Origin of the sequence: Enterococcus caccae ATCC BAA-1240, assembly GCF_000407145.1 — a bacterium.
Taxonomy (GTDB): domain Bacteria; phylum Bacillota; class Bacilli; order Lactobacillales; family Enterococcaceae; genus Enterococcus_L; species Enterococcus_L caccae.
The window spans coordinates 959595-983010 of the sequence record NZ_KE136472.1 but is presented as its reverse complement, the minus strand read 5'-3'; the positions used below and the strand labels follow the sequence as shown (position 1 = coordinate 983010).

Annotated in this window: 25 protein-coding genes; 2 read left to right on the top strand and 23 right to left on the bottom strand. The window is 36.2% G+C overall.

Translation table 11 applies throughout. The features are described 5' to 3' along the window. Nucleotides 1-23: 23 nt before the first annotated feature. The 11 genes from topA to I580_RS04335 all read right to left on the bottom strand — a co-directional run bounded on the left by topA (nt 24) and on the right by I580_RS04335 (nt 10368). Entirely contained in the window at nt 24-2102 is a 2079-nt protein-coding gene (topA, locus tag I580_RS04385) for a type I DNA topoisomerase (RefSeq protein ID WP_010772513.1), read from the bottom strand. Nucleotides 2103-2222: 120 nt separating this feature from the next. After that, nucleotides 2223-3104, bottom strand: coding sequence for a DNA-processing protein DprA (dprA, locus tag I580_RS04380; protein WP_010772514.1), 882 nt, complete (start codon nt 3102-3104; stop codon nt 2223-2225). Nucleotides 3105-3169: 65 nt separating this feature from the next. Then, entirely contained in the window at nt 3170-3937 is a 768-nt protein-coding gene (locus I580_RS04375; RefSeq protein WP_010772515.1) for a ribonuclease HII, read from the bottom strand. Beyond that, a complete protein-coding gene (gene ylqF, locus I580_RS04370; protein WP_010772516.1) occupies nt 3927-4790 on the bottom strand; it encodes a ribosome biogenesis GTPase YlqF in 864 nt (287 codons plus the stop codon). The genes I580_RS04375 and ylqF overlap by 11 nt, the downstream gene beginning before the upstream one ends. Before the next feature lie 8 nt (nt 4791-4798). Continuing rightward, nucleotides 4799-5353, bottom strand: a complete 555-nt coding sequence (lepB, locus tag I580_RS04365) for a signal peptidase I (RefSeq protein WP_010772517.1) — start codon at nt 5351-5353, stop codon at nt 4799-4801. A 163-nt stretch (nt 5354-5516) separates the two neighbouring features. Then, entirely contained in the window at nt 5517-6950 is a 1434-nt protein-coding gene (locus tag I580_RS04360; protein ID WP_010772518.1) for a S41 family peptidase, read from the bottom strand. A 97-nt stretch (nt 6951-7047) separates the two neighbouring features. Continuing rightward, nucleotides 7048-7266, bottom strand: coding sequence for a YozE family protein (locus I580_RS04355; RefSeq protein WP_010772519.1), 219 nt, complete (start codon nt 7264-7266; stop codon nt 7048-7050). 4 nt (nt 7267-7270) lie between these two features. Further along, nucleotides 7271-7780 (bottom strand): peptide-methionine (S)-S-oxide reductase MsrA, encoded by a 510-nt coding sequence (gene msrA, locus I580_RS04350; RefSeq protein WP_010772520.1) that lies wholly within the window; start codon nt 7778-7780, stop codon nt 7271-7273. A 20-nt stretch (nt 7781-7800) separates the two neighbouring features. Continuing rightward, the gene (locus I580_RS04345; protein WP_010772521.1) at nt 7801-8463 is read right to left on the bottom strand and encodes a YpmS family protein; all 663 of its coding nucleotides are present in this window, start codon (nt 8461-8463) and stop codon (nt 7801-7803) included. A 5-nt stretch (nt 8464-8468) separates the two neighbouring features. Next, nucleotides 8469-9356 (bottom strand): SGNH/GDSL hydrolase family protein, encoded by an 888-nt coding sequence (locus I580_RS04340; protein ID WP_010772522.1) that lies wholly within the window; start codon nt 9354-9356, stop codon nt 8469-8471. Nucleotides 9357-9525: 169 nt separating this feature from the next. Next, complete coding sequence (locus tag I580_RS04335) at nt 9526-10368, bottom strand: DegV family protein (protein WP_010772523.1); 843 nt, start codon at nt 10366-10368, stop codon at nt 9526-9528. A gap of 130 nt (nt 10369-10498) precedes the next feature. On the opposite strand from I580_RS04335, the gene trhA reads away from it, so the two are divergent. After that, nucleotides 10499-11152: a PAQR family membrane homeostasis protein TrhA gene (trhA, locus tag I580_RS04330; RefSeq protein WP_010772524.1), complete on the top strand. Its 654-nt coding sequence runs from the start codon at nt 10499-10501 to the stop codon at nt 11150-11152. 160 nt (nt 11153-11312) lie between these two features. After that, entirely contained in the window at nt 11313-11513 is a 201-nt protein-coding gene (locus I580_RS04325; protein ID WP_010772525.1) for a hypothetical protein, read from the top strand. Nucleotides 11514-11577: 64 nt separating this feature from the next. Here I580_RS04325 and I580_RS04320 read toward each other — a convergent pair whose 3' ends face one another. From I580_RS04320 to I580_RS16900, 12 genes are all read right to left on the bottom strand, one after another. Beyond that, complete coding sequence (locus tag I580_RS04320) at nt 11578-12090, bottom strand: adenine phosphoribosyltransferase (RefSeq protein WP_010772526.1); 513 nt, start codon at nt 12088-12090, stop codon at nt 11578-11580. A gap of 3 nt (nt 12091-12093) precedes the next feature. Next, nucleotides 12094-14403: a single-stranded-DNA-specific exonuclease RecJ gene (gene recJ, locus I580_RS04315; protein WP_010772527.1), complete on the bottom strand. Its 2310-nt coding sequence runs from the start codon at nt 14401-14403 to the stop codon at nt 12094-12096. A gap of 132 nt (nt 14404-14535) precedes the next feature. Beyond that, entirely contained in the window at nt 14536-14976 is a 441-nt protein-coding gene (locus tag I580_RS04310; RefSeq protein ID WP_010772528.1) for a LapA family protein, read from the bottom strand. 72 nt (nt 14977-15048) lie between these two features. Next, nucleotides 15049-15849: an SDR family NAD(P)-dependent oxidoreductase gene (locus tag I580_RS04305; RefSeq protein ID WP_010772529.1), complete on the bottom strand. Its 801-nt coding sequence runs from the start codon at nt 15847-15849 to the stop codon at nt 15049-15051. 11 nt (nt 15850-15860) lie between these two features. Next, entirely contained in the window at nt 15861-16793 is a 933-nt protein-coding gene (gene rnz / locus I580_RS04300; RefSeq protein ID WP_010772530.1) for a ribonuclease Z, read from the bottom strand. A 68-nt stretch (nt 16794-16861) separates the two neighbouring features. Next, the gene (locus I580_RS04295) at nt 16862-18157 is read right to left on the bottom strand and encodes a sensor histidine kinase (RefSeq protein ID WP_010772531.1); all 1296 of its coding nucleotides are present in this window, start codon (nt 18155-18157) and stop codon (nt 16862-16864) included. Then, complete coding sequence (locus tag I580_RS04290) at nt 18150-18842, bottom strand: response regulator transcription factor (protein ID WP_010772532.1); 693 nt, start codon at nt 18840-18842, stop codon at nt 18150-18152. Before I580_RS04290 ends, I580_RS04295 begins: the two co-directional genes overlap by 8 nt. A gap of 100 nt (nt 18843-18942) precedes the next feature. Continuing rightward, complete coding sequence (locus I580_RS04285; protein WP_010772533.1) at nt 18943-19515, bottom strand: hypothetical protein; 573 nt, start codon at nt 19513-19515, stop codon at nt 18943-18945. A gap of 69 nt (nt 19516-19584) precedes the next feature. Continuing rightward, nucleotides 19585-21459, bottom strand: coding sequence for a carbohydrate-binding domain-containing protein (locus I580_RS04280; RefSeq protein ID WP_034860419.1), 1875 nt, complete (start codon nt 21457-21459; stop codon nt 19585-19587). Nucleotides 21460-21468: 9 nt separating this feature from the next. Further along, nucleotides 21469-22146 carry a DUF4956 domain-containing protein gene (locus I580_RS04275; protein WP_010772535.1) on the bottom strand — a complete coding sequence of 226 codons (678 nt, stop codon included), beginning with the start codon at nt 22144-22146 and terminating at the stop codon, nt 21469-21471. After that, complete coding sequence (locus I580_RS04270; RefSeq protein WP_010772536.1) at nt 22136-22888, bottom strand: polyphosphate polymerase domain-containing protein; 753 nt, start codon at nt 22886-22888, stop codon at nt 22136-22138. Before I580_RS04270 ends, I580_RS04275 begins: the two co-directional genes overlap by 11 nt. 139 nt (nt 22889-23027) lie before the next feature. Next, the gene (locus I580_RS16900) at nt 23028-23174 is read right to left on the bottom strand and encodes a hypothetical protein (RefSeq protein WP_155855920.1); all 147 of its coding nucleotides are present in this window, start codon (nt 23172-23174) and stop codon (nt 23028-23030) included. Nucleotides 23175-23416 lie beyond the last annotated feature (242 nt).

Sequence of the window (23416 nt, the reverse complement as noted above, 5' to 3'; positions counted from 1 at the left end):
CATTTCTGTTGTCATAAATAATTCTATTTTTGAATATTTTCTTCATAGTCGCCATTGATACAAACGACTTGTTTTCCACCTTTGACTTTTTTCTCAACAAGATATTGTCCACATTTTGGACACGGACGTCCGATTGGTTTGTCCCAAGACGTGAAATCACAGTCAGGATAACGACTACAACCGTAGAATAGACGATTCTTTTTAGATTTACGTTCAATGACTTGACCTTCATTACAGACTGGGCAAGTAACGCCAATTTCTTTAACAATTGCTTTTGTATTACGACATTCTGGGAAATTACTACATGCATAAAACTTGCCGTAACGTCCTAATTTAATCACCATAGGATGACCACAAAGATCGCAATCGAATCCAGCTGGTTCATCTTTGATTTGGATTTTTTCGATTTTTTCTTCAGCGTTTGTCAATTCTTTTTCAAACGGTCGGTAGAAACGATCAACAACTTCCACCCATTTTTCTGTACCAACACCGATTTTATCCAAGTCTCCTTCCATTGAAGCGGTAAAATGAACATCGACTATTTGTGGGAAGAATTCGACAATCAGTGAGTTGACGATTTCGCCTAGTTCGGTTGGTTCAAAACGTTTATTTGTTAATTTAACATAGTAACGTCTTTGAATAGTTTCTAATGTTGGTGCATAGGTTGATGGACGTCCTACACCATTTTCTTCTAACGCTCGAATCAAAGTAGCCTCACTAAATCTGGCTGGTGGCTGTGTGAAATGTTGTTTTGGTTCGATATCTAGCGCATTAACTTTATCTCCTTTAGCTAAGTCAGGTAAAATATTTTCTTTATCTTCTTTCCCATCATCCCGACCTTCAACATAAACTTGCATGAATCCTTTGAACTTCACTTTCGCGCCGTTAGCAATGAAAATCACACCATTTTGTTCTAAAGTTACTTTCATTGTATCTAAAATAGCTGGTGTCATTTGACTGGCAACTAAACGTGACCAAATTAAGGTATACAGTTTTAGTTGATCTTTATCCAAGTATTGCTTAATTTCATTTGGTGTACGCATTACGCTGGAAGGACGAATAGCTTCATGTGCATCTTGAGCCCCTTGGGCATTTTTAACTTTACGGCCACCATGAGCTGAAAATTCACTACCATATGTTTTTTCAATATACTCTGCTACTTCTGCTTTCGCAGAATCTGCAATTCTAGTTGAATCTGTACGCATATAGGTAATTAAACCGACTGTCCCTTGTTTCCCTAAGGCAATTCCTTCATAAAGCTGTTGCGCAACCATCATGGTTTTTCTTGTTCTGAAGTTCAGCTTTCTAGCGGCTTCTTGTTGTAAACTACTTGTAGTAAAAGGCAATGCCGGGTTGCGTTTACGTTCTTTTTTCTCAACTTTCGTAACATCATACTCTTTTCCTTTGATACGAGTAGTTACTTCTTTTACAGCTTCAGCATTTGGCAACTTTTTCTTTTTGCCGTCTAAACCCCAAAAACTGGATTTGAATTTTTTCTTTGCTTTTTGAAAATTACCATCGATACTCCAATATTCTTCTGGAATAAATTTGCGAATATCATTTTCGCGATCAATAATTATTTTGAGTGCTACAGATTGAACTCGTCCAGCACTTAACCCTTTTTTTACTTTTCTCCAAAGTATAGGACTAAGTGAATAACCCACTAAGCGGTCTAAAATACGGCGAGCTTGTTGTGCATCGACTAGATCCAAATTGATCGTACGAGGTTCTTTAAAAGCAGCTTTCACTGCTTCTTTTGTAATTTCATTAAATACAACACGGTTTTTATCGTTTAAATCCAAGCCAAGAAGGAAAGACAAATGCCAAGCAATGGCCTCCCCTTCTCGGTCCGGATCGGCTGCGAGATAAACTTTGTCAGCTTTTTTTGCAGCGGCTTTCAAACTTTTGATAACGTCGCCCTTACCACGGATAGATATATAATGTGGTTCGTAATTATTTTCAGTATCAACGCCCATTTTACTTTTGGGTAAATCACGTATATGTCCAACACTGGCAACAACCTTATAGTTTTTTCCTAAATATTTTTCAATCGTTTTGGCTTTAGCTGGTGATTCTACAATAACTAGATATTTATACGCCATTCAACGTGTGGCTCCTTTCGGTTTTTGTGTTTCTTCTATTATATATATCAAAATGTAGAGAACTCACAAATCGTACTTCATCATATCTATTCATCACAAGTTTGTCAAGGATTGATGTAGTTAAATAGAAAAAAACTGGATTTCTTCTAAAATATCTTGTGCAGAAATTGTACACTTTGCGCCGTCTTGTATAAGAGCGTGACAGCCATCAGATTGGGCATCAAAGAGATTACCAGGAACTGCAAAAACTTCACGGCCATATTCTAAAGCAGCTTGTGCCGTAATTAAAGTACCGCTTTTTTTACGTGCTTCGATCACGCATGTACCTAAGGTCATACCAGCAATAATTCGGTTTCGCATCGGAAAATGATATTTATTCGGTCCGGTTCCATTCGGATACTCGCTTATAACTAATTGTTCTTCCATCATTTTCCGTTGGATATGAGCCGTTTCTTTTGGATAACATATATCTAATCCCGTTCCAATAACCCCTATCGTATTTCCGCCATTTTGCATCGCCACTTGATGGCTGATGCTATCAATTCCTTTTGCCAATCCGCTAACAATCGTTAGATTATGACCGATCATTTCAGGAATCAGCTGGCGCGCAACATTTATTCCATAAACCGAAGCAGCTCTTGCACCAATAAAGGCCAAGCAGTTTTCTTCTAAAAGTGATAAGTTCCCTCTATAGAATAATAAAACGGGGCAGTTATAAATTTGCTTCAAATAATAAGGATACACTGGATCTACTATCGTAATAAACGTATGCGCATCATAATACTTTGTTAATTTTTCGGGATTATTTGTCCAATGATCCCAAGACTCGGAAAAGTTCTTTTGGTAGGTTGTGATGCCTGCAATCTGAATGATTTCTTCTTTTGAAAAATCCGTACTATTGTTGTATCGCATTGAAAAATCTAAAACTTTGAGCATCCCCAAGTTGCCGATCCCACTACAAACGGCTAATTTAAATAAAAGTTTGCGTTGTTTTGCTTCCATAAAAAACCTTCTTTCACAAATACTTGTTATAATAAGTATCCGCAAAAAAAGGTCTTTTTTATTTTTTAACACATATCTTTGATTGGAGCAAAGGTTTTTCTATGGATCGTACAAATTCCTTGTTTTTGTAAACCAAGTAAATGTTCTTTTGTCCCATAACCTGCATTTTTTTCAAAACCATATCCAGGATACATTTTGCCGTAATCTTCCATCAGTCGGTCACGAATCACTTTAGCTACAATACTTGCAGCGGCAATTGAAACTGAACGAGCATCCCCTTTGATGATACTTTCTTGAGGGATTTTAACATCTAATTTCATCGCATCAATCAATAAATAATCTGGTATAAAACAAAGGTCTTCTAACGCTATTCCCATAGCTAATTTAGAGGCTTGATAAATATTTATTTCATCAATTTTATTGTGATCTACCATACCAATCCCGATAGAGATGGCTTGATTTTGAATTTCATCATAGAGTTCATCTCTTTTTTTGGCAGATAATTTTTTGGAATCATTAACACCTAAAAGTTGGAAATTTTCGGGAAGAATGACTGCTGCAGCAACAACAGGGCCAGCTAACGGGCCGCGCCCTACCTCATCTATCCCGACTATTAAACGGTGTCCTTGAGCGCGTGCACTATTTTCAAACTGTTGCATTTCTTCAAATAACGCCACTTCTTTTTCATGCCGTTGGAGTTTCCTATCCCATTGAGCTAAAGCCTGTTGAACACCATTGCGTTCATCTGCTTGCCATAGCTTGATGCGTTTATCCTCTCTAGTATTGATAGTTGCTAATTCTGCTTTGATTTGCTGGATTGATTCAGTTTTCATTTTCTGTAACTCCTAATTCTTCCCAACGATCTAAAGTATATGGTCCTAATTTGCTACTTCGGATTTCTTGAATGATCATCTCACTTGCACGATCATAATCGTCCCTAAATCCACGCTTTTCACTGATTAACATCAAAAGTTCAGCACCTGGTAAAAAAGTTTGCTCTTGTGTTAATTTATAGCGCTCAACCAAACGCTCTGGGTAAAAATGTGAAAAAAATGTTAATCCATAAATAGCCAAATCATCTAAGTGAAGCAATTGATCTTTAATGGCTCCAGTTAGCGCAAGCTTTTTTCCGATTTCTTGATCTTCAAACTTGGGCCATAAGATTCCCGGTGTGTCAAGTAATTCTAAGTCTGTACCTGAACGAAGCCACTGCTGTCCTTTTGTCACGCCGGGTTTATTCCCAGTTTGCGCAATTTTTTTTCCAACTAAACGATTCATAAGAGTTGATTTTCCTACATTAGGAATACCGATGCACATCGCACGAATCGCACGTGGTTTCACTCCCTTTGAACGTTCCCGATCAATTTTTTCTTTTAAGGCTTTTTTTGCTTCAAGTACTATTTTATTGACGCCTTTATTTTGCTGAGCATTAATGATTAGTGTGTGATACCCTTTTTCTTGAAAATATTGCTGCCATTTTTGATTTTGCTCTCTATCAGCTAAATCCCCCTTATTTAGTAGGATTAATCGCGGTTTTTGCTGAACAATTTGATCCATCATCGGATTTCTCGATGAAAGAGGTAAGCGCGCATCAATTAATTCAAAGACGATGTCAACATATTTTATTTTTTCAGATACTTCTCTTCTGGCCTTTGCCATGTGTCCTGGGAACCATTGTATTGTCATTTTATCACCTATCTTGGTATGAATTTCATATGTGTTATTGGGTAGTATACGAATTGCGCTTTTCCTAAAATATACTTGCTTTGAACTGCACCAAATGAGCGGCTGTCTTTAGACATTCGCCGATTGTCACCTAGCACAAAATAAGTATCTCTAGGCAATGTATTTTCCGTGGTAAGATCACTTAAATTAAAATTAGTTGTATATGGAGCTGTTTCGTGATCTTTTTTTATATTCTTTTCTAAGAAAGGTTCCTCAATCTTTTTTTCATTTATATAGAGTTGGTCATTTTCATATCGAACAGCTTCACCTGGCAATCCAATTACTCGTTTAATATAAATAGCGCCACTCGGTAATTTAAACACGATGACATCAAAACGTTTGATCGAAGAAAATTTTTCCATCATGATCATATCACCTTGACTCAGTGTTTTTTCCATTGAATTTCCGTCAACTGGTACAGGGATCAAAATAAAACCTCTTAGTATAAATAACAATACTAAAGAAGGAACGAGCAATTTCATGAAAGAAATAAAATAACCGATATACGATTTTCGCTTTTCCACTCTGCTTATCTCCCTTTCTCATACTGATTCTATTATAAAGTAAAAACACTAGAAAAAGCGACTAATTTAAAAGAAAAGTTGAACCCTCTTTGAGTAAAATATGAAATTGGTATGAAAAGGTGATTTTGCAACATTGTTACTTTTCTTTTCATACTAATTTCTTCTATTTTTTTTGAAGTTCTTTTAGAGCAACATCATAAGCCTGATCGTTTTCTTTGATTTTTTTCCCTACCTCAGACTCGATTTGGGTAGCTGTGTCGTTGTCGACTTCTCCTGTGATAGGTAGATTACTGCCTGTTTGTAGTGCACTAACAGCCGTTTTAGTTTGCTCTGAAAAATCACTGCTGTTTCCATCAACTTCATAGTCAAGGGCATGTAATAAAGCATTGATATTTTTAACAACAGGGGACGAATCTCCTTGCTTGAATGTTTTATCTCTAGAAATAGGAGACAAGTATGCATAATCAGGATAATCTGCTTTGATGCTAGGTTCCAACCCTTTTTCATGAATCCATTTTCCATTAGGTGTTAGCCATTTTAAAACAGTTAATTTGATTTCGCTCTTGTCACTTAAATTTTTAACAGTTTGAACGGTTCCTTTACCGAAGGTTTTTGTTCCAATGATTTTTTTATTGCCAGATTCTTTTAAAGCTGCTGCAAAAATTTCTGAAGCACTAGCACTACCTTCATCAACTAAAACAACAGTCGGTTCGGTTACTTTAAATCCACCATCTAAGTTACTGGAAGCGGTATCTTCACTCGTATTCCCGTTTTTATCTTCAAATTTGATAATTGTTTTTCCGTCTTCGAGAAACATGCTGGCCATTTGTTCTACTTGATCAAGTAGTCCACCTGGATTTTGGCGTAAATCGATAACAAACGATTTAGCACCAGCTTTTCTTAATGTTTTGATTGTTTTTTTTAGTTCATTATATGTGTTTTCACCAAAAGAAATAATCTTGATTGAACCAATTGTAGAGTCAGATTTGTCTAATTCGCCTTTAACTGTCTCAATTGGAATAGTATCTCGGGTAAGTTTTAATTCAAAAGTCTCATCGCCTCGAGCAATGGTTAAACGAACTTCCGTTCCTTTCTTCCCACGAATTTTGCTGACTACCTGAGAAAGCGTCTTCCCTTCTGTTTCTTCCTCATCGACTTTTAGGATCGTATCACCAGTTTTCATTCCAGCCTTAGCAGCAGGAGAACCTTCAATAGGCGCCTGTGCCACTGATGGTAGCTCATTTGTCATAGTCATAGTTGCACCAATTCCTTCAAAACTGCCTGCAAGACTTTGGTCCAATTCATCTGCCTCGGGTTCATTCAGATAGCTAGAATACGGATCGTCTAACGCCTCTGTCATTCCTTTTAAGGCACCATCAATTAGTTTTTTTTCATCAATTTTCCCGACATAATTCGTAACGATTTCATTATATAAATTATCAACTTTTCTTAAGTCACCACTTTGAGCTGGATTGTTTGCAAGCTGTTTTTTATATTGGTGATCAAAATAGATATAACTACCGCCACCAACCAAAAAAGCTACACAGACAATAGAAATAATATATTGATGAAAAGGTACTTGTTGTGTATTTTTCATGGAGTCATCTCTTTCTGTAAAATTATCATTGCATGTTTTCCAGTTTAACATGAAAAAAAAAGAAGGAAAAGCTTTCTTTGCCCTTTCCTTCTTTTTTTTATTTATTATTTTCTACGTATTTTTCCCATAATTCGTCAAAAATGTGCATGTTAGTCAAGTAATCAGCGTTCATTTCTAAATAAGTAGATAATTCATGGTAATCTTCCGACTGCTTAGGGAACTGAATATCTCTTGCTGCATCATTAGCAAATTGACTTTCTGCTGTTTTTTTAGGAGCTCTTAAGGTCATTAAATAATGATAAAAACTTCTTCTCATATATTCACCAATTTTCTTTTATAAAATTTTCTCGATTAAGGTGTGCCTCTTTATAGCGTTTAGGATCTTTTTGATAAAAGTCTTGGTGATACTCCTCGGCAGGATAAAAAATAGTTGCTGGTTCAATCGTTGTTACGATTGGTTCACTAAAACGTCCACTTATTTGTAACTTTTGCCGACTCTTTTCTGCAATTGCTTTCTGTTGTTCACTTGTGTAAAAAATAACTGGTCGATAATTATCACCACGATCCTCAAATTGACCTAGAGCATCTGTAGGATCAGTCTGTTGCCAGTAAATCTCTACTAATTTTTCATAAGGCATAATAGCAGGATCAAATTCTATCTCAACTGCTTCTGTATGGCCGGTCGTATGAGTTCGTACTTGTTCATAGGTTGGATTTTCAACGTGACCACCTGTATATCCTGATATCACTGAAATTATGCCTGGCTGTGTATCAAAGGGCTGTATCATGCACCAAAAACAACCACCAGCGAAAATAGCTTTTTCACTCATTACGTTTCCTCCTTGATGGACTATTTCTCTTTTGGTAAATAAATGTTCATTCGAATATCATCGTCCACTAAGTTTATCTTTTCTGCACGGATGAATAAACCATTTTGCATTCTAAATTGATCTAGGCGTAGTAAAACAGTACGTTCATCTGGATTGACTTCCACCCAGTTCGGCAGTTTATAATCTCTTTGAACAAATTTTAAGATTTCTTTCATTGGTAAGCCTAACGTTCCAATAGATAAACTTTTGGCTTTTAATTGAACGTTGCCATTATCCATTACATAAGGATCAAAATACAGATAAAATTGGATTGGGTGACCTAAAACTTCAAATGTTCCATTTAACATCGCTTCATTTTCTAAATAGAATTTATAGGTAATATCTGAGCCTTTTTGAAAATCACCAAGATAAAAATCAATTAATGCGTTTATTTGCTTTTTCTTTGATTGGATTGCAATAACTGGCGTGCCATCTTTTTCAACTAGTTCAGGTACGGGCTGATAGTTTGGTTCCCGAACTTGAGTGACTCTTATGAATACAAAAGCCAGACTTCCAATTATAACTCCGATCAAAATAATAAAAGCAACCTTCCAACGATTGATTGTTTTTTTTACTTCAGGATTTTTTTTTCTGCGCTGACTAATTTTTTTTCCTTCTTTTTTTTCTTCTGTTTCCTTTTTCATCCTTCTCACTCACTTCCTTTTTCAAGCCATTTATCTTGAGTTTTGACCATTTTATCACGAACAGTACTAGCCATGATCTGATAGCCTAAATTATTAGGATGAAAATGGTCTTCTTCATACAATGCATTATTTTTGATATCATGTTCTCCGCTAGATGTTGCAGTTTCTTCGCTGCTGACGATACCAACTTCATCTCCAACCCCCTTATACAATAAATCGTTAATTGGAATAAAATAGGCATTTTTTTCAGCAGTAACGATCGTTTGCGTTCCTTCATTCCAGTCATCTACTATTTCCTGCATTTCAGTAATATCAGGGAAATAAAGGTAGAATGGATTATATATACCTAAAACGTAAATGGGGGCCTTTTCATTATACTTGCGAATCTCTGTTAGTAATTTCTCAACTTCTTTTTGATAGTGTTTCAACGGTTTTTTAAATGAGTCTTTTGTTAAACGGAATACATCACCTTTAATGACTTTCATTAAGTCGTTTCCACCAACCGTTAAGGTAATGACATCTGCAGCAGTCAGCCCTTTTTGGATGTCTTCATTCTTTTTGATTCGTTTCAAAATTTGATCACTTCGGTCTCCATTTTTTCCGAAGTTATCCGTTTGTACACCGTTTAAACGATACTGTTCTTGCAAATCACTGGCAACAAGTGGAACAAATCCACCTGAATTTGTCAAATCACCAATACCTTCTGTCAGTGAGTCTCCGATTGCTGTATAGCGTATTACTTCTTTTGTTTCACTAGTTGCCGTCTGTGCTGCGCCAGTTCCCAAGATCGGTTTAGCTTTAGGAACTGCCATGATCAGTACTAAAAATACCCCAAGTATCGTGACTAAAAATAGTACAAAACTAGACCAGTTTTTTTGAAAAAATAATTTCATTGTATCCCTTCCCTTGCCAGAAATCACCAAAACAATAGTGATTCCATTAGATGGCTTTTTAGTTCTATTAAAATAAATTATCGCTATTTTATATCCATTTGTACAGTAAAAGTTTTAAAAATGTTGTAAAAAAAGAGCAGATCAGTTTGATCCGCTCAAAACTCACTGTTTAATCTGTATAGTACATAATAGCAAAAGCGCCTTTGCCGGTGTGTGTTGCGATAACAGGATTTGTATGCAACACAGGAATGTCCATATCAGGGAAAAGTGCTTGCAGACCTTCTTTAAAACCGTTGGCTAATTCTAACCCATCAGCATGAGAAATACCGATTTGGCGAACATTTGACAGTGAACTCAACTCGCTTTTCAACTCATCAAACCACTTATTAAATGTTTTCATCCCTCTACCTTTGGCAACTGGAATCAGTTCTGTCTGATCGAAGTCCATTACTACTTTCATATTAAAAATGCTGGATAAAAGACCTGTTGCTCGGCTAATTCGACCGCCTTTAACTAGGTTGTCCAACGTCGATATCCCGATAAAAAGTTTAGTATTTTCCTTAACGTGATTGATTTCAGCTAAGATTTCTGGCACACTTGCACCATTCTTAGCTAGCTTAGCCGCTTGAATTACTTGGAATGATAAACCTTGGTCAGTGAAATCACTGTCAATCACTGTAACATTAGCAGAGCTAAGATTTCCAGCTTGTCTAGCAGCTTCTACAGTGCCACTTAACCCTTTTGTCATATGAATCGAAATGACCTCGCTGCCGTCCGCGCCTAAACGGTCATATAACTCCACAAACTCGCCAATTGGTGGTTGACTCGTTTTAGGTAAAGCTTTAGCCGTACTCATCAATTCCATGAAATGTTCTCCATCTAAATGATCATCATCAGCATAAACCACGCCGTCAATCATTACAGATAAAGGCATCATTTGGATATCTAAATCATCGCGTACACTTTTCAGCATTGTGCATGAAGAATCAGTCACAATTTTAACATTTGTCATAATTTTATCACTCTTTCTTTAAAAACAACCTCAATTCGTGGTAAAATACTTTTGAGGCTTGAATGTCTGTTTTTATTATAACAGACTAAGAATTATTTTTCACCAAATTAAAATGAAGGAAGTTGATTTCTTGGAAAAAGTAAAATTCTCCAGAAAATATATGATTTTAAATGAAGTACTTAACGCTGTGACTCACGGGATTGGGGCTGGATTAAGTATTGCTGGACTAGTGATATTATTAGTCAAAGGTGGACGCCTTGGTTCCCCAGTTCATGTTGTTTCGTATGCTATTTATGGAGCAACGCTCATTCTTTTGTTCTTATCTTCAACGTTGTTTCACAGTTTGATTTTTACTAGAGCAAAGAAAGTATTTCAAGTTTTTGATCATAGTTCGATTTTCTTATTGATTGCTGGAAGCTATACACCATTTTGTTTGTTAAGTATCAAAGGGTGGCTAGGCTGGCTATTGTTTGTACTAATCTGGGTCATGGCAATCAGCGGAGTAGTTTACAAATCTTTAACACTCCATAAACAAGAAACTGTGAAACACGTCTCCACTGTAATCTATATCATTATGGGTTGGCTTTGTATTATTGCCGCTAAGCCGCTTTACAACTCCTTAGGTGCGACAGGAATCGCTTTACTAGTAGCAGGTGGTGTGTCTTATACACTAGGCGCTGCATTTTACAGTTTAAAAAGTGTTCGCTTTATGCATGTAGTTTGGCATCTGTTTGTTATGTTGGGTGCTGGATTCATGTTCTTTTCAATTTTACTTTATACTTAAAATTTTGTGTAAACCTTTTAAATACAGTATTTAAGAGACTTCTGTTTGAGAAATCAAAAAGAAGTCTCTTTTTTTGAATTTATCTCTTTACAAACCGAACAAACATTCGTATAATAACTATACAAACGTTTGTTCGATAAAAATTATGAGGTGATTAAGAATGAAAGCAGTTCGTCGTGGCGGGTTATTATTTGTTGTATTAATTATTGGCATTTTCTTAGGTACGTTAGGGTTACAGTCCGCTTTACTTATTGTTAGCCCTCTATTTATTATATGGTTCATGCTATGGGATGAGAAAAGATACTCTCATACTAGAAAAAAAAATGAACAACAACGATATGTCTATCGCAAATACCCATAGAAATTTATTTCTATTTCGAAAATAAAAAATCTTTACCCTAGATTCTTCTAGAGTAAAGATTTTTTTAATATTCCATCAATGTAACAATTTCATAACCAGTGATTTTATCGCGCCCATGTAAATCCATCAACTCAATTAGGAAGGCACAACCGACTACAATACCACCTAGCGACTCGATCAATTCAATAGTTGCTTTGATTGTGCCGCCTGTTGCTAACAAGTCATCACAGATCAATACTCGTTGGCCAGGAGTAATCGCATCTTTATGAAGAGTCAATGTATCTGTACCATATTCCAAATCATATGTTACTTCGATCGTTTCGCGAGGTAACTTCCCTTTTTTACGAACAGGAGCAAATCCAACACCTAATTCATATGCCACAGGACAGCCCACAATGAAACCACGTGCTTCAGGTCCTACAACCATGTCGATTCTTTTTTCTTTAGCATAATCAACGATTTGTTTCGTCGCTTCACGATAGGCCTCGCCATTTGCCATCAACGGCGAGATATCTCTAAAGATAACGCCTTTTTCTGGATAATCTGGAATACTAGCAATATAATCTTTTAAATCCATCTTTTATACTTCCTCCTCATTCCACAGCCATTGTTGTAATGTCTCACGATCGCTGTATAACAAAAACTCTTCTATTTTGATTTTTTTTAAGCGAGTTTGATAGACCTTACTTTCCGTCAATGGATGATTTTCAGGACTTTCAACTTTTCTTAAAACACCGTTTTCTATTGTAACAAATCCTAAGTCAAAAAACACCTGAATCATAAAAATTAATAATTTTTCTTGAATTTTTAAGTGTTGCGCTACCACATTCAATTTATATCGAACATCCACTTGTTCTTGTTGTCTGACAAACGTATAAAGTTGAGCGTACTGTTCTCTAGTGCCAGTCCCATTTAAATAGGCTTCTTCTTGAGAAATTCCCATCACATAAACACGTTCTATTTTTCCTGCTTGGGTGATTTGTTTTAAAGAATCGATATCATCAGGACAATCGACAAAAACAACTTGTTGACTGTTCGATGTCTCGATGATTGCCACGGCCTCCTCCACAGTAGAAAACAACAGCTGCGTTGCTTGATCATCGATTAACTTTTTACTTTCCTTATTAAAATAAATATAAAGTGTATTTTTAGTAGGTATTTCCTTTTGACGCCCATTTTTCCCTCTAAAATCAAAAAGCTGAACACCATCTACTGAAAAATCATTGACCATCAACTGAGGTTTTTTATTTCCGTTCCATTCATTTATGGATAATTGACCAGCGATATTCGTAACCCCTTGACCAAATTCATCCGCTTGGTTTCCCATTTGAAAGGCGATAGCATCTAATTTAGCTCCTGCTTGACTTAACTGAAATTTAAGATGGCTTTTATCCGCCCCAATTTGCCGACTTTGTTCAATTGAAACATCTTCGAACAAGAAATTTGGTACAGGATTATCCGTGCCGAAGGGAGCAAGGATTTTTAATTGTTGAATAAATGGAATCGTTGCTTCAGAGACTTTTAATGATTCATCGATCATTAATTCTTGCCCTTGCGAAAGATCGATTTGATTTATTTCTAGATAATTGAGTAGGTGTTCTTGTACTTTCTGAATATTCGCAACAGGTAATGTCATCCCAGCAGCCATATGGTGGCCACCAAAATGAGTAAAATCCTCACGAATTTCACTTAATGCGTCGAATAAGTTTAGAGCTGATACGCTACGACCAGACCCTTTGGCAAATTCATCTTGATCATCAATCGTTAACACGAGCGCTGGTTTTCCAGTCTCTTGCATGATTCTTCCAGCAACGATCCCTAGAACCCCTTCATGCCAACCCTTTTTAGCGACAATATGAATTGAATCTGTCGGTTCTATCAACTCAAACGCTTCTTTTGTGATTGTAGCAACAATTTCTTTCCGTTCATCATTTTGACTGTTAATATAGAGTGCAATCTGTTCTGCTTCTTCCTCATCAAAGGTCGTCATCAATTCGACCCCTGGAGCTGCATCACCTAATCGACCTAAAGCATTCAAACGCGGGGCAATCGTAAAACCGATATTTTCTTCACTAATCGACTCTTTTTTGAGTTCGGCTAGATGGATCAAGATATCTAAACCAATTCTCTCGCCGTTTTGAATCATTTCTAGCCCCATTTTGACAAGAACTCTATTTTCATCCGTCAGTGAAACTAAGTCTGCAATAGTTCCGACCGCAACCAAATCTAAAAATTCAGCAGGTAGTTCTCCTAATAAAGCTGTTGCAACTTTAAAGGCTACTCCAACACCTGCCAGATCACCAAATGGATAATGTCCTTGGGGATGTTTTGGGTGAATAATCGAAAAGGCATTGGGTAATTCTAGTGGTAGCTCGTGATGGTCAGTAACAATCACATCGATCCCTTGCTCTGTTGCATAATTGATTGCTTCATGCCCTGCAACACCGTTATCTACAGTTATAATCAACTGAACTCCATTTTCAATCTGTTCTTTAAAAACTGCTACATTCGGTCCATATCCATGAATAAATCGATTTGGCAGAAAATAGTCTACTTCTCCACCAATAAGCTCGATCGCCTCTTTCATGACCGTCGTACTTGTAATCCCGTCAGCATCATAATCTCCATACACTAAGATTTTTTCGCCTTGAGCCACAGCGTCTTGGATTCTAATGATTGTTTTTTCCATGTCGTACATCAAAAAAGGGTCATAAAGATTTTCCACCGTAGGGCGTAAAAACATCTCCAACGCTTCTTGAGATTGAATGCCACGATGCCATAAAATTTGACCTAATAATGGATTAATCTGTTCATTTGTTAGTATAGTTGAAAACTCTTCTGGCAATTCTGACTGTTCCCTTAATTGCCATGTATATTTTGATTTTTTCACGACGTCACTCCTAACCAAGTAATTATATCAAATAGAACAGGAAAACTAAAGAATGTATCCTAAATATCCGCAAATAAAAAAGCCAAGACAAAATATTTATCCTTTTATCTTCGCTTTTTTTATTTATATTCTTTATATTTTTTCGTCGTTATTTCTCGGTTTCGTAAAATGATCTACTCGGCTACCGACTGGTTCTGCGTCATTGACAACTGATAAAGGTGTTTGCGCAAGTGCATCATCATATTTTGCTTGTAATTCAGTCAATTGGTTTTCATATGCTCGTTTAACTTTTTCTACTTCTTCTTGTGTCACTTTATCTGCATCATTTTTGTAGGCTTCGATGTCTTTTTTTAATTCTTTGACCTGTTTTTTTTGCTTCCACATCGTTGTTGTTGAGGTCAAAAGACCAATCAAAGCACCCACGATAGCAGATCCTAGGATGATCAGGATCAATGGACCTGAGATTTTTGCAAAACCGAAGCTGACTGGAACTGTTTGATTATTCAATACCGCAAAAATGACTACGATCAGAACTAAAACAAGCCCAATAACTACACGCCACTGATTTTTCATAAGTATTCCCTCCTTATATTCAAAAAATATAACAGACTAATTTCATTGTATTTCTGCATACAGCTAGATAAATTATTTTTTGTTTAATACGCCACTAGCTAATAAATCGCCTATGTGCGGAAATAAAGTATACAAACGATACGCACCTTCCATGATTCGAGGACGATTAATCTCACGTTTCCAGGTACCCATCACATTCACGATTTCTTTTGCTAGTTTATTTGGCTCTAAAACAAATAGATCAACAGAAGCTAAATAGTCGCCAGTAGGATCCGCTTTATCGAAAAATTCAGTTTTAATAGGGCCAGGATTGACCGTTGTGACAGAAATTCCTAAAGGTTTTAATTCTAAACGCAAGGCATTTGAAAAACCTAAAACAGCAAACTTAGTAGCTGAATAAACAGTTGATTTTGCTGTAGCCATTTTTCCAGCCATCGAAGCTATATTGATAATATGTCCAGTCCCTCTTTCAGCCATCTGAACAGCAGCTTTTTGAGTAAAGACCATCATACCTAAAACATTCACTTCAAACATATTTCTGGCGACCGCCAAATCAATATCTATAAAGTTTTCAAATATCCCAAAGCCAGCGTTATTGACTAGGATATCCACAGGCCCCACTTCTGTCTCGATTTTTTCAAAAACTGCATCTACATTGTCAGGATCTGCAATATCTAATTGGAAAGAATGCGCTGTTTTACCGCTCAATTCTTCACACATTTCTTTCACTTTTCCAATTAAGTTGATCCTTCTAGCACAGACAACAACGATTGCCCCTTGTTTTGCCGCTTCATAACATATTTGTTCCCCTAAACCTGCGGAGCCACCTGTTACGACAATAACCTTGTCTGTTAAATCTTGCCCATTAAACATGTTTTTCCTCCTTACTCGCTTCTAAATGGTATCTCGACAATTTCCATATCTTTCACAATTTTTGTTTTTGGAAATATTTCTTTCGCTTCATTTTCTAATTGGATAATATCACCAGTTAAGTAACGAGCGCTGATATGAGTCAATATTAATTTTTTGACATTTGCTTCTAGTGCAACTTGTGCTGCCTGATGACTGGTAGAATGATAATAGGCTTTTGCCATTTTCTCTTCTTTTTTGTTAAAAGTGCTCTCATGAACTAAAACATCTGCATTTTCTGCAAGTGATACACTATTTTTAGTTTTTCTTGTATCCCCTAAAATGGTGACGATTCTGCCTATTTTCTTCTCACCAACGAATTCTTTCCCGTTAATCACCTGACCATCTGGTAATTCTACAGTTTCACCTCGTTTGATTTTTCCATAAATAGGACCTGAAGGAATATTTAAAGCAGCTAGTTTTTCTACTTGTAATTCACCTTCGTGATCCGCTTCTACAATTCGATAACCGAAACTTTCGATCCCATGATCTAATGGTAAACAAGACACTGTAAATTGCTTATCTGAAAACACAGTCCCTGCTTTAGTAATTTCTATAAACTTTAGTTCATAAGCAAGACGAGTTTGTGAAACTTTTAGTGCTGTTCGAACATAATCAGCAATCCCAACTGGTCCATAAATCTCCAATTTTTCATTCCCACCTTGAAACGAACGACTGCTCAATAAACCTGGAAGGCCAAAAATATGATCTCCATGTAAGTGAGTAATAAAGATTTTTTCGATTTTTCTTGGACGTATGTTACTTTTCAAAATCTGTAATTGTGTTCCTTCACCACAGTCAAACAGCCAGACTGCATTTCTTTCGTCTAATAATTTCAGAGCAATACTGCTCACGTTACGATGTTTTGCTGGAACCCCAGCGCCTGTACCTAAAAATTGTAATTCCATTGGCTACCTAACTTTCTTTAAACTTCTTCTTTATTTTAGAAGAAAGTCGTCGCTTTAGCAAATAATATTTATTTTACGGGAAAACGCAGAGCAACTGTCGTTCCTTTGGGGTCTGTATCCGTTAATTCGATTTTTCCTTGGTGTTCGTCCACAATCCACTTAGCAATCGCTAGCCCGATTCCATAGCCACCCGTTTTCCGATTTCTAGATTCTTCTCCACGATAGAACCGTTCGAAAACAGCTTTTTTCTTTTCTTCAGCAATACCAATCCCCGTGTCACTGATTTTAATTTGCCACTCTCCATTTTTAATACTTGAAAAGACGGTAATTTTTTCGCCAGGTGCAGTATATTTAAGTGCATTATCCAACAAAATGATCAATAATTGATGAATCCTTTTTTTATCGAAAATTATTTGCTGTTCTTCACCAAGATCGATAACAAACTCCTTTTCTTCTGCTGTTGCCAAATCTTGGTATGGTAAAAGGAGTGTGTTTAAGAAACTGTTGACTTTTACAGGTTCTTTTTCTAGCGTTAAAGAGTTGGAATCTGATCGAGCTAGCAACAATAAGTCACTTGTAAGTTGACTTAAACGTTGAACTTCATCCAACGATAAGGCGATCGTTTCAGATTCTTCTAAAATCGTATGATTTGGTTTGGTGAATAATTTTTCTAATTTTGCTTGAATAATCGTTAACGGTGTTCGTAACTCATGAGACGCATTTTCAACAAATTCTTGTTGTTTTTTCCAAGAAATTAAAATAGGCTTCATAAACCATTTAGAGAGAAAATAACTTAGAGCAATCGATAATAAGCCGAAAATAATCATACAGACGATTAGTATTTGTTTAAACCGTTCTACGGTTCCTTTGATCGGATCGGTATTTACTAACAGCTGGATGTAAGCAACTTGATTCTGATTTTTAATCGATAGAGTGATTGAGCGAAATTGCAACGAACGATCATTGCTGTCTTTCGTTTGGATATTACTGATTTTACGTAAATTATCAGTTGATAATTTCAAATTTTGAAAATCATAGAAGCGAGATCCTAACTCAGCTTCATTCAGTATGTCCCCATCTTTTGACCAAAGAATTACTTGCTGTTGGAAATTATTGGGCGGTGGTGTATCAAATTTACCTACCTGTAGCGAATTTCCTTGTGATCGTTCCGTTTGTATCAGTTGGTGTTCTAGAAATTTTTGATCCCCTGCGAGTCGTTGTAAGTCATGATCCACTGTTTGGTAAATAGAGGTTTGTACTAACTGAAAAACAATTAACCCTAACACTAAAAAGATACTCGCAAAAGAAATTAAGTTTATCAAAAAATAATTGAATCTTTGTTTTTTGCTTAGTTGTTTATTCATGCTCCATCCCCTCTGGTACTTCAAAAAGATAACCAACATTACGCAGTGTTTTGATCCAACGATCAATACTAAACGGTTTTAAATTCTTTCTTAGATTGCTCATATAAACTTCAACAACTGTTAACGTTGTGTCTGATTGAAAGCCCCAAATGCGATCGAATAATTGATCTTTGGTGATGATCCGTCCCTGATTCTGCATTAGATAATGTAATAAATCGAATTCTTTTCCTTGAAGAGTGAGTTCATTTCCTTTAAAACTAGCTTGTCGATTATCGAGATCCAAACACAACTCGTTCACAATCAACTTATTCTTATCATTCATTCCTAAAGAACGGCGAGCTAGTGCTTGAACACGTAGCAATAATTCTTCCCGATGAAATGGTTTAGTTAGATAATCATCGCCCCCATTTTTAAAGCCATTGACTTTATCTTCTAACCCATCTTTGGCAGTTAAAATCAAAACAGGTGTATAGATATTTTTCTTTCGTAAAGCGGTTAAGACTTGCTCACCGGACATTGAAGGCAACATCAAATCCAGTACGATCAGATCATAAATTCCTCGTTCACCTTCATATAACGCCTCTTCTCCATCAAAAATTTGAACGATTTCTCCAATTTCAGATAAAATTTCTAAAATACTGTCCGATAGGATTTCGTCATCTTCGACTAATAGTATTTTCAGCATTGTTTTCACATCCTTATAAGCAAAAAAGAAGACGAGTAGAAAGAATTTCTTTGTCACGTCTTCGTTTTGCTTATTTATTTATTTTAACATTGATCATCGATTAGTTTTCTTCTTTTTCATTTGAGTCTTGTTTTTTATCTTGCCAAGATTTTTGAGCAGAATCTTTTGTTTCTTTTTCTACATCTTTAGCATCTGTGATTTCTTTTTCAACGTCTTCAAAATCTAAACGAGTGATTTCTCCACCTAATTCGTTCATGATCAATTGGTTTAATGGTCGATTGTCGTCTTCTTCAGCAATCAAGATCAAACCTGTTTCCCCTTCACCGATTTGCTTTGTTACATGTTCGAAAACTGTTTGGGCTCCTTGAATTTCTTTGGCATCTTGCGAAGCGCCAAATAAACTTCCTGCAAACCAGCCTAATAGAATACCTAACGGGCCACCTAATATACCAATGAGCATCCCAATCATACTATTCTTTGCTGTGTGGTCATTACCTGTAAAATCAAGAAAATCATCGATTTTAAACTGATGAACACCATCATTGACATGGGTTACTACAGCCATTTGTTCCCCTTTTATTTTTCTCTCAGTATACAATTTTTTTATTTCTGAAAATGCTTGGTAAGCTTGGCTCTCGACTTCGAAATGCATAATAATAACACGTTTAGACATACGACCACCTCGTTCTATTTGATATTCTTATTCTATCAATAAACTAGTCAATAAATCAATGAAAATCAATTATCTTGGTGGTTGTCCCCCAGGCCCGTTCCCCATTTGATTGACTGTTACTTCTGTGCCAGATTGATCAACTGATGTTAAGATATTGTCAATTGAAATTTTAGCTAGTTCTGTTCCCTTTGAATAGTTTCCATTACTATATACCCCATTTTTAGCTGTACCTGATTCACTACCACCAGTGGATAAGATCACCGTTTCACCAACTTTTAAAGTAGGTGAACTAATTGCTATGTGAGAAAAGTCTTTTTCTGGTGCAAAAGAAATGATTGTATCCCCTGCAGAATTTTTTAAATTGATCAAAGTTTCAGCTTTTTGTGTTTTATCAAAATATAAACTTAGTGCTGCTTGAGCAGAAGAATCGCTAGCACTCATTGCCATTCCAGAGCTACCGCTTGCAACAAATACGCCGCCATTCATAGTAAAAGTCCCATCATAATCAAGTGCTGCATTTCCGTTATCGGTAGGACCATTTACAATTAGCGTTCCATCAGTCATTCTAACATCACCGTTGCTATCGATACCGTCACCATCGGTATTAACATAGGTGGTTCCGCCATTTATTTCTATAAACTTAGTGTTATCGCCACCGATTCCGGGTTGTCCATTTGGCTCATCGAATGAGTCTGCACCGAATTGCCCTCCTGTATCTGTTTCTCCAGAACTTCCTCCTGCAGCATTGATCCCGTCATCAGAAGCCGTGACAGAAATATCACCATTGTTGATCGTCACTGTGGCACCTTCTAATCCCTCATAAGATTGACTTACCTTGATCGTTCCGTTATTAATCAATAGCTCATTATCTGCGTGAATGCCATCATCACCGCTAGCTAACGAAAAAGTTCCATTATTAATAGTGACAGCTGCTTTTGAGTGAATAGCATCGTCTGTCGTATTCAAATCAAATGTCCCATCCTCTATAACAATATTTCCAGAAGCTTTTAGTCCTTTGTAGCTGGCTGTGGCATTTATTGATTGATCGTCATAGCCAGTTGCTGTTTGAATTTGAAGCTTAGCGTTTGAGACCGATAAGTTTGTTTCTGCTTGAATACCGTCATTTCCTGATTGGACTGTAAAATCTCCCCCATCGATTGCGATCCACCCTTTATCTGCATCTGCACTATTATTTGCTTGGATACCGTCACCTTCAACTGTATTTAAAGTGAATACGCCATCCGCAATCGATACAGAGTCTTTTCCCTTGATTGCATTGTTTTTAGCAGAGACCTCAATCGTTCCGTTTGTAATCACTAAATCGTCTTTGCTACGGATACCATTACTATAGTTTCCACTAACTTCTAAATTACCAGTCCCATTGATCGTTAAGTCATCTTTGCTGTAAAATGCAGCATCCGGCTCTGTTTGATCCGCAGAGGCTAACGAATAGTCAGTACCATCTGACAGAATGTTTTTTGTTCCCTGTACCAAAGTTGTGATCACTTTTTTAGCTTGTTGCACATAAATTGCAGAAGACGAATCATTCGATATTTCAACATTGTTTAACACTAAATGAACCGTCTCGTCAGTCACATTTACTTTTATTTGACCATGATAGTCACCTGACACAATGTACGTTCCACCAGCAGTAATCGAAATCGTAGTATCTTTCTCAGAAACACCTGAACCAGTAATTGTACTACCAGAGTCATTTAACTTTATTTTTGTCGCTGTCTTTTCATCATAGCTTTCATCAAAATCTTCATCCTTGTATACACCATATTTATTTTCGACTGTTTTTTTTGCGTCTTGAACTGCAACAATTTGCTCTTTATTTTTTGAAGTTGATGTCGTTGTATTAGTAGTTTCACTAGTTGAGCATCCGGTAAATGGAATGAGTAATACAGTTGCTATTGCCCAACCAAATTTCTTTTTTTTCATTAAATTCACCTACAATTCCTCTCTATTAGTCGAAACTTTACCAAAAATAATCGTTAAATTGCCATTTCTTACACGTATTGCATCCATTAATTCTTTTTCTTTTCGATTATCCTTCAATGTGACCCGGTAACGTAGTTCATATAAACTACCCATGTTAGTCGTCTTTACTGAGTCTAGACTTGCTGCATAGGTATAGTGTTGAAAGAGATCGTCAAAGAGATCTGGGTAATCAAGATCTTCGGGAATCGTGATTTTTATTTCTCTTTCTGCAACTTTTTGTTTCTCGCCGAAGTGGATCGTATTCAAAATCAATAAAAAGAAAGCAATAGTAATCGAAAATAAAACAATATAACCTACGAAGCCCATCCCAGTTGCTAAACCAATACCCATTGACCAAAAAATACTAGTGATTTCTCTAGCACCACCTGCAACTGAACGGAATCGGATTAAACTAAACGCTCCTAAAACAGCGACGCCTGTACCTAGATTCCCATTGACTAACATAATTACTAGTTGAACCAATACGGGTAAAACTGCTAACGTGATTACAAAATTTTTACTATATACATTTCGATACATATGGACACTGGCAACTAACAGTCCAAATATAATGGAAGTGATAACACAGACTAAAAGCTGCTTGAATGATAAGTCAACAGAGCTTTCAATTAATAAACTAGACAACATAACTAAATTCCTCTCTTTGTTTAAGTCTTGATGGGCTAGGCACATATAGATAACGCTGATATGTTTGCGCATACTTTGAAAATGAGGTCGGATAAATCTCTAACTCTGTTAGTATTTCCGAAAACCACAATGGATAGGCTCCTAATGCTTTGACTTCCATCAAAACATCAATTTCTGGCGCTACTCGTTCTCCTTCATCATTTAAAGCTTGTGTTAAATTTTCTTTTCGATAGCGAATGTTGAAATCAAAGGTCACTCTAAAATCTTCGTTTTCAGAAGTGAAAAGTGCACGTCTATCATATGCAATCATCACTTTAGGCTCTAACCTTTTTCTAGCAAGCAACCAGTCGATTTCTTGTTTGATTTGTTGATCTTTACTCGCCTCTAGTTTAAGCGCATGAGGATGTTGAATGTATCCTTTTGCTTTTTGATAAGCCATTGCAACCCTTCTTTTATAAACCACACCACTGACTTTCTTTTTTATTTCTAAATAAACATTAGATTCTTCTTTCGGAATACCGTAACTGCGAATTCTAAATTTTTCTTTATAGACTGGTTTATTTACAGAGTGGCGGATCATTTCGTAATCTTTGGTATCAAAATAAACTGAAATAATTGTATGTAGTCCATATGCATCTTCTTTCATAAAGGCTTGTAGTTTTTCTCGTAATAAACGATATTGTCGATTTGACAATGTGTATTTTTTTTCTTTTCTTTGAAAGTTATTTTTTAGTTTAACCATTATATTCTCCTCCTTTGAACTACACTCAGTATATAAAAGCAACCATAAACGAAGCTTAAAAAAAAGAACGAGACAAAACTAATCATTAGTTTTGTCTCGTTCTCTTTTTTGAATAAACACTGGTGAAAAAGGAAATTATCTATTTAAATAACTCAACAACAGGTGTATATTTTTTGTTTTGATCTTTTGCTACAGCTTCCATTGTTAGATGTTTTTTATAAGTATTGATCCCAGTTGAAACAGTTTCATTTTCTAAAGTAGCCCTCACGATGCCATAGTGTGTCATTACCTTTGTCAAAGCAACTATAAAAGATTATCTAATTCAACTGCCCCTAAACCAATGGTAATTTTTGCTGTATTTGCTCTATCTACGCTGCTACCAATCATAATAATCTCCACTCTTGCGACGCCTGGGACAACGAATCCGTTAGTTCAAGCTTTGGTGCTAAATCGAGATATACTCAACTCATCAGAACATATTGGAACTCTTTTTTTAAGAGTTCTTTTAGCTCAATGACCATATTAAAC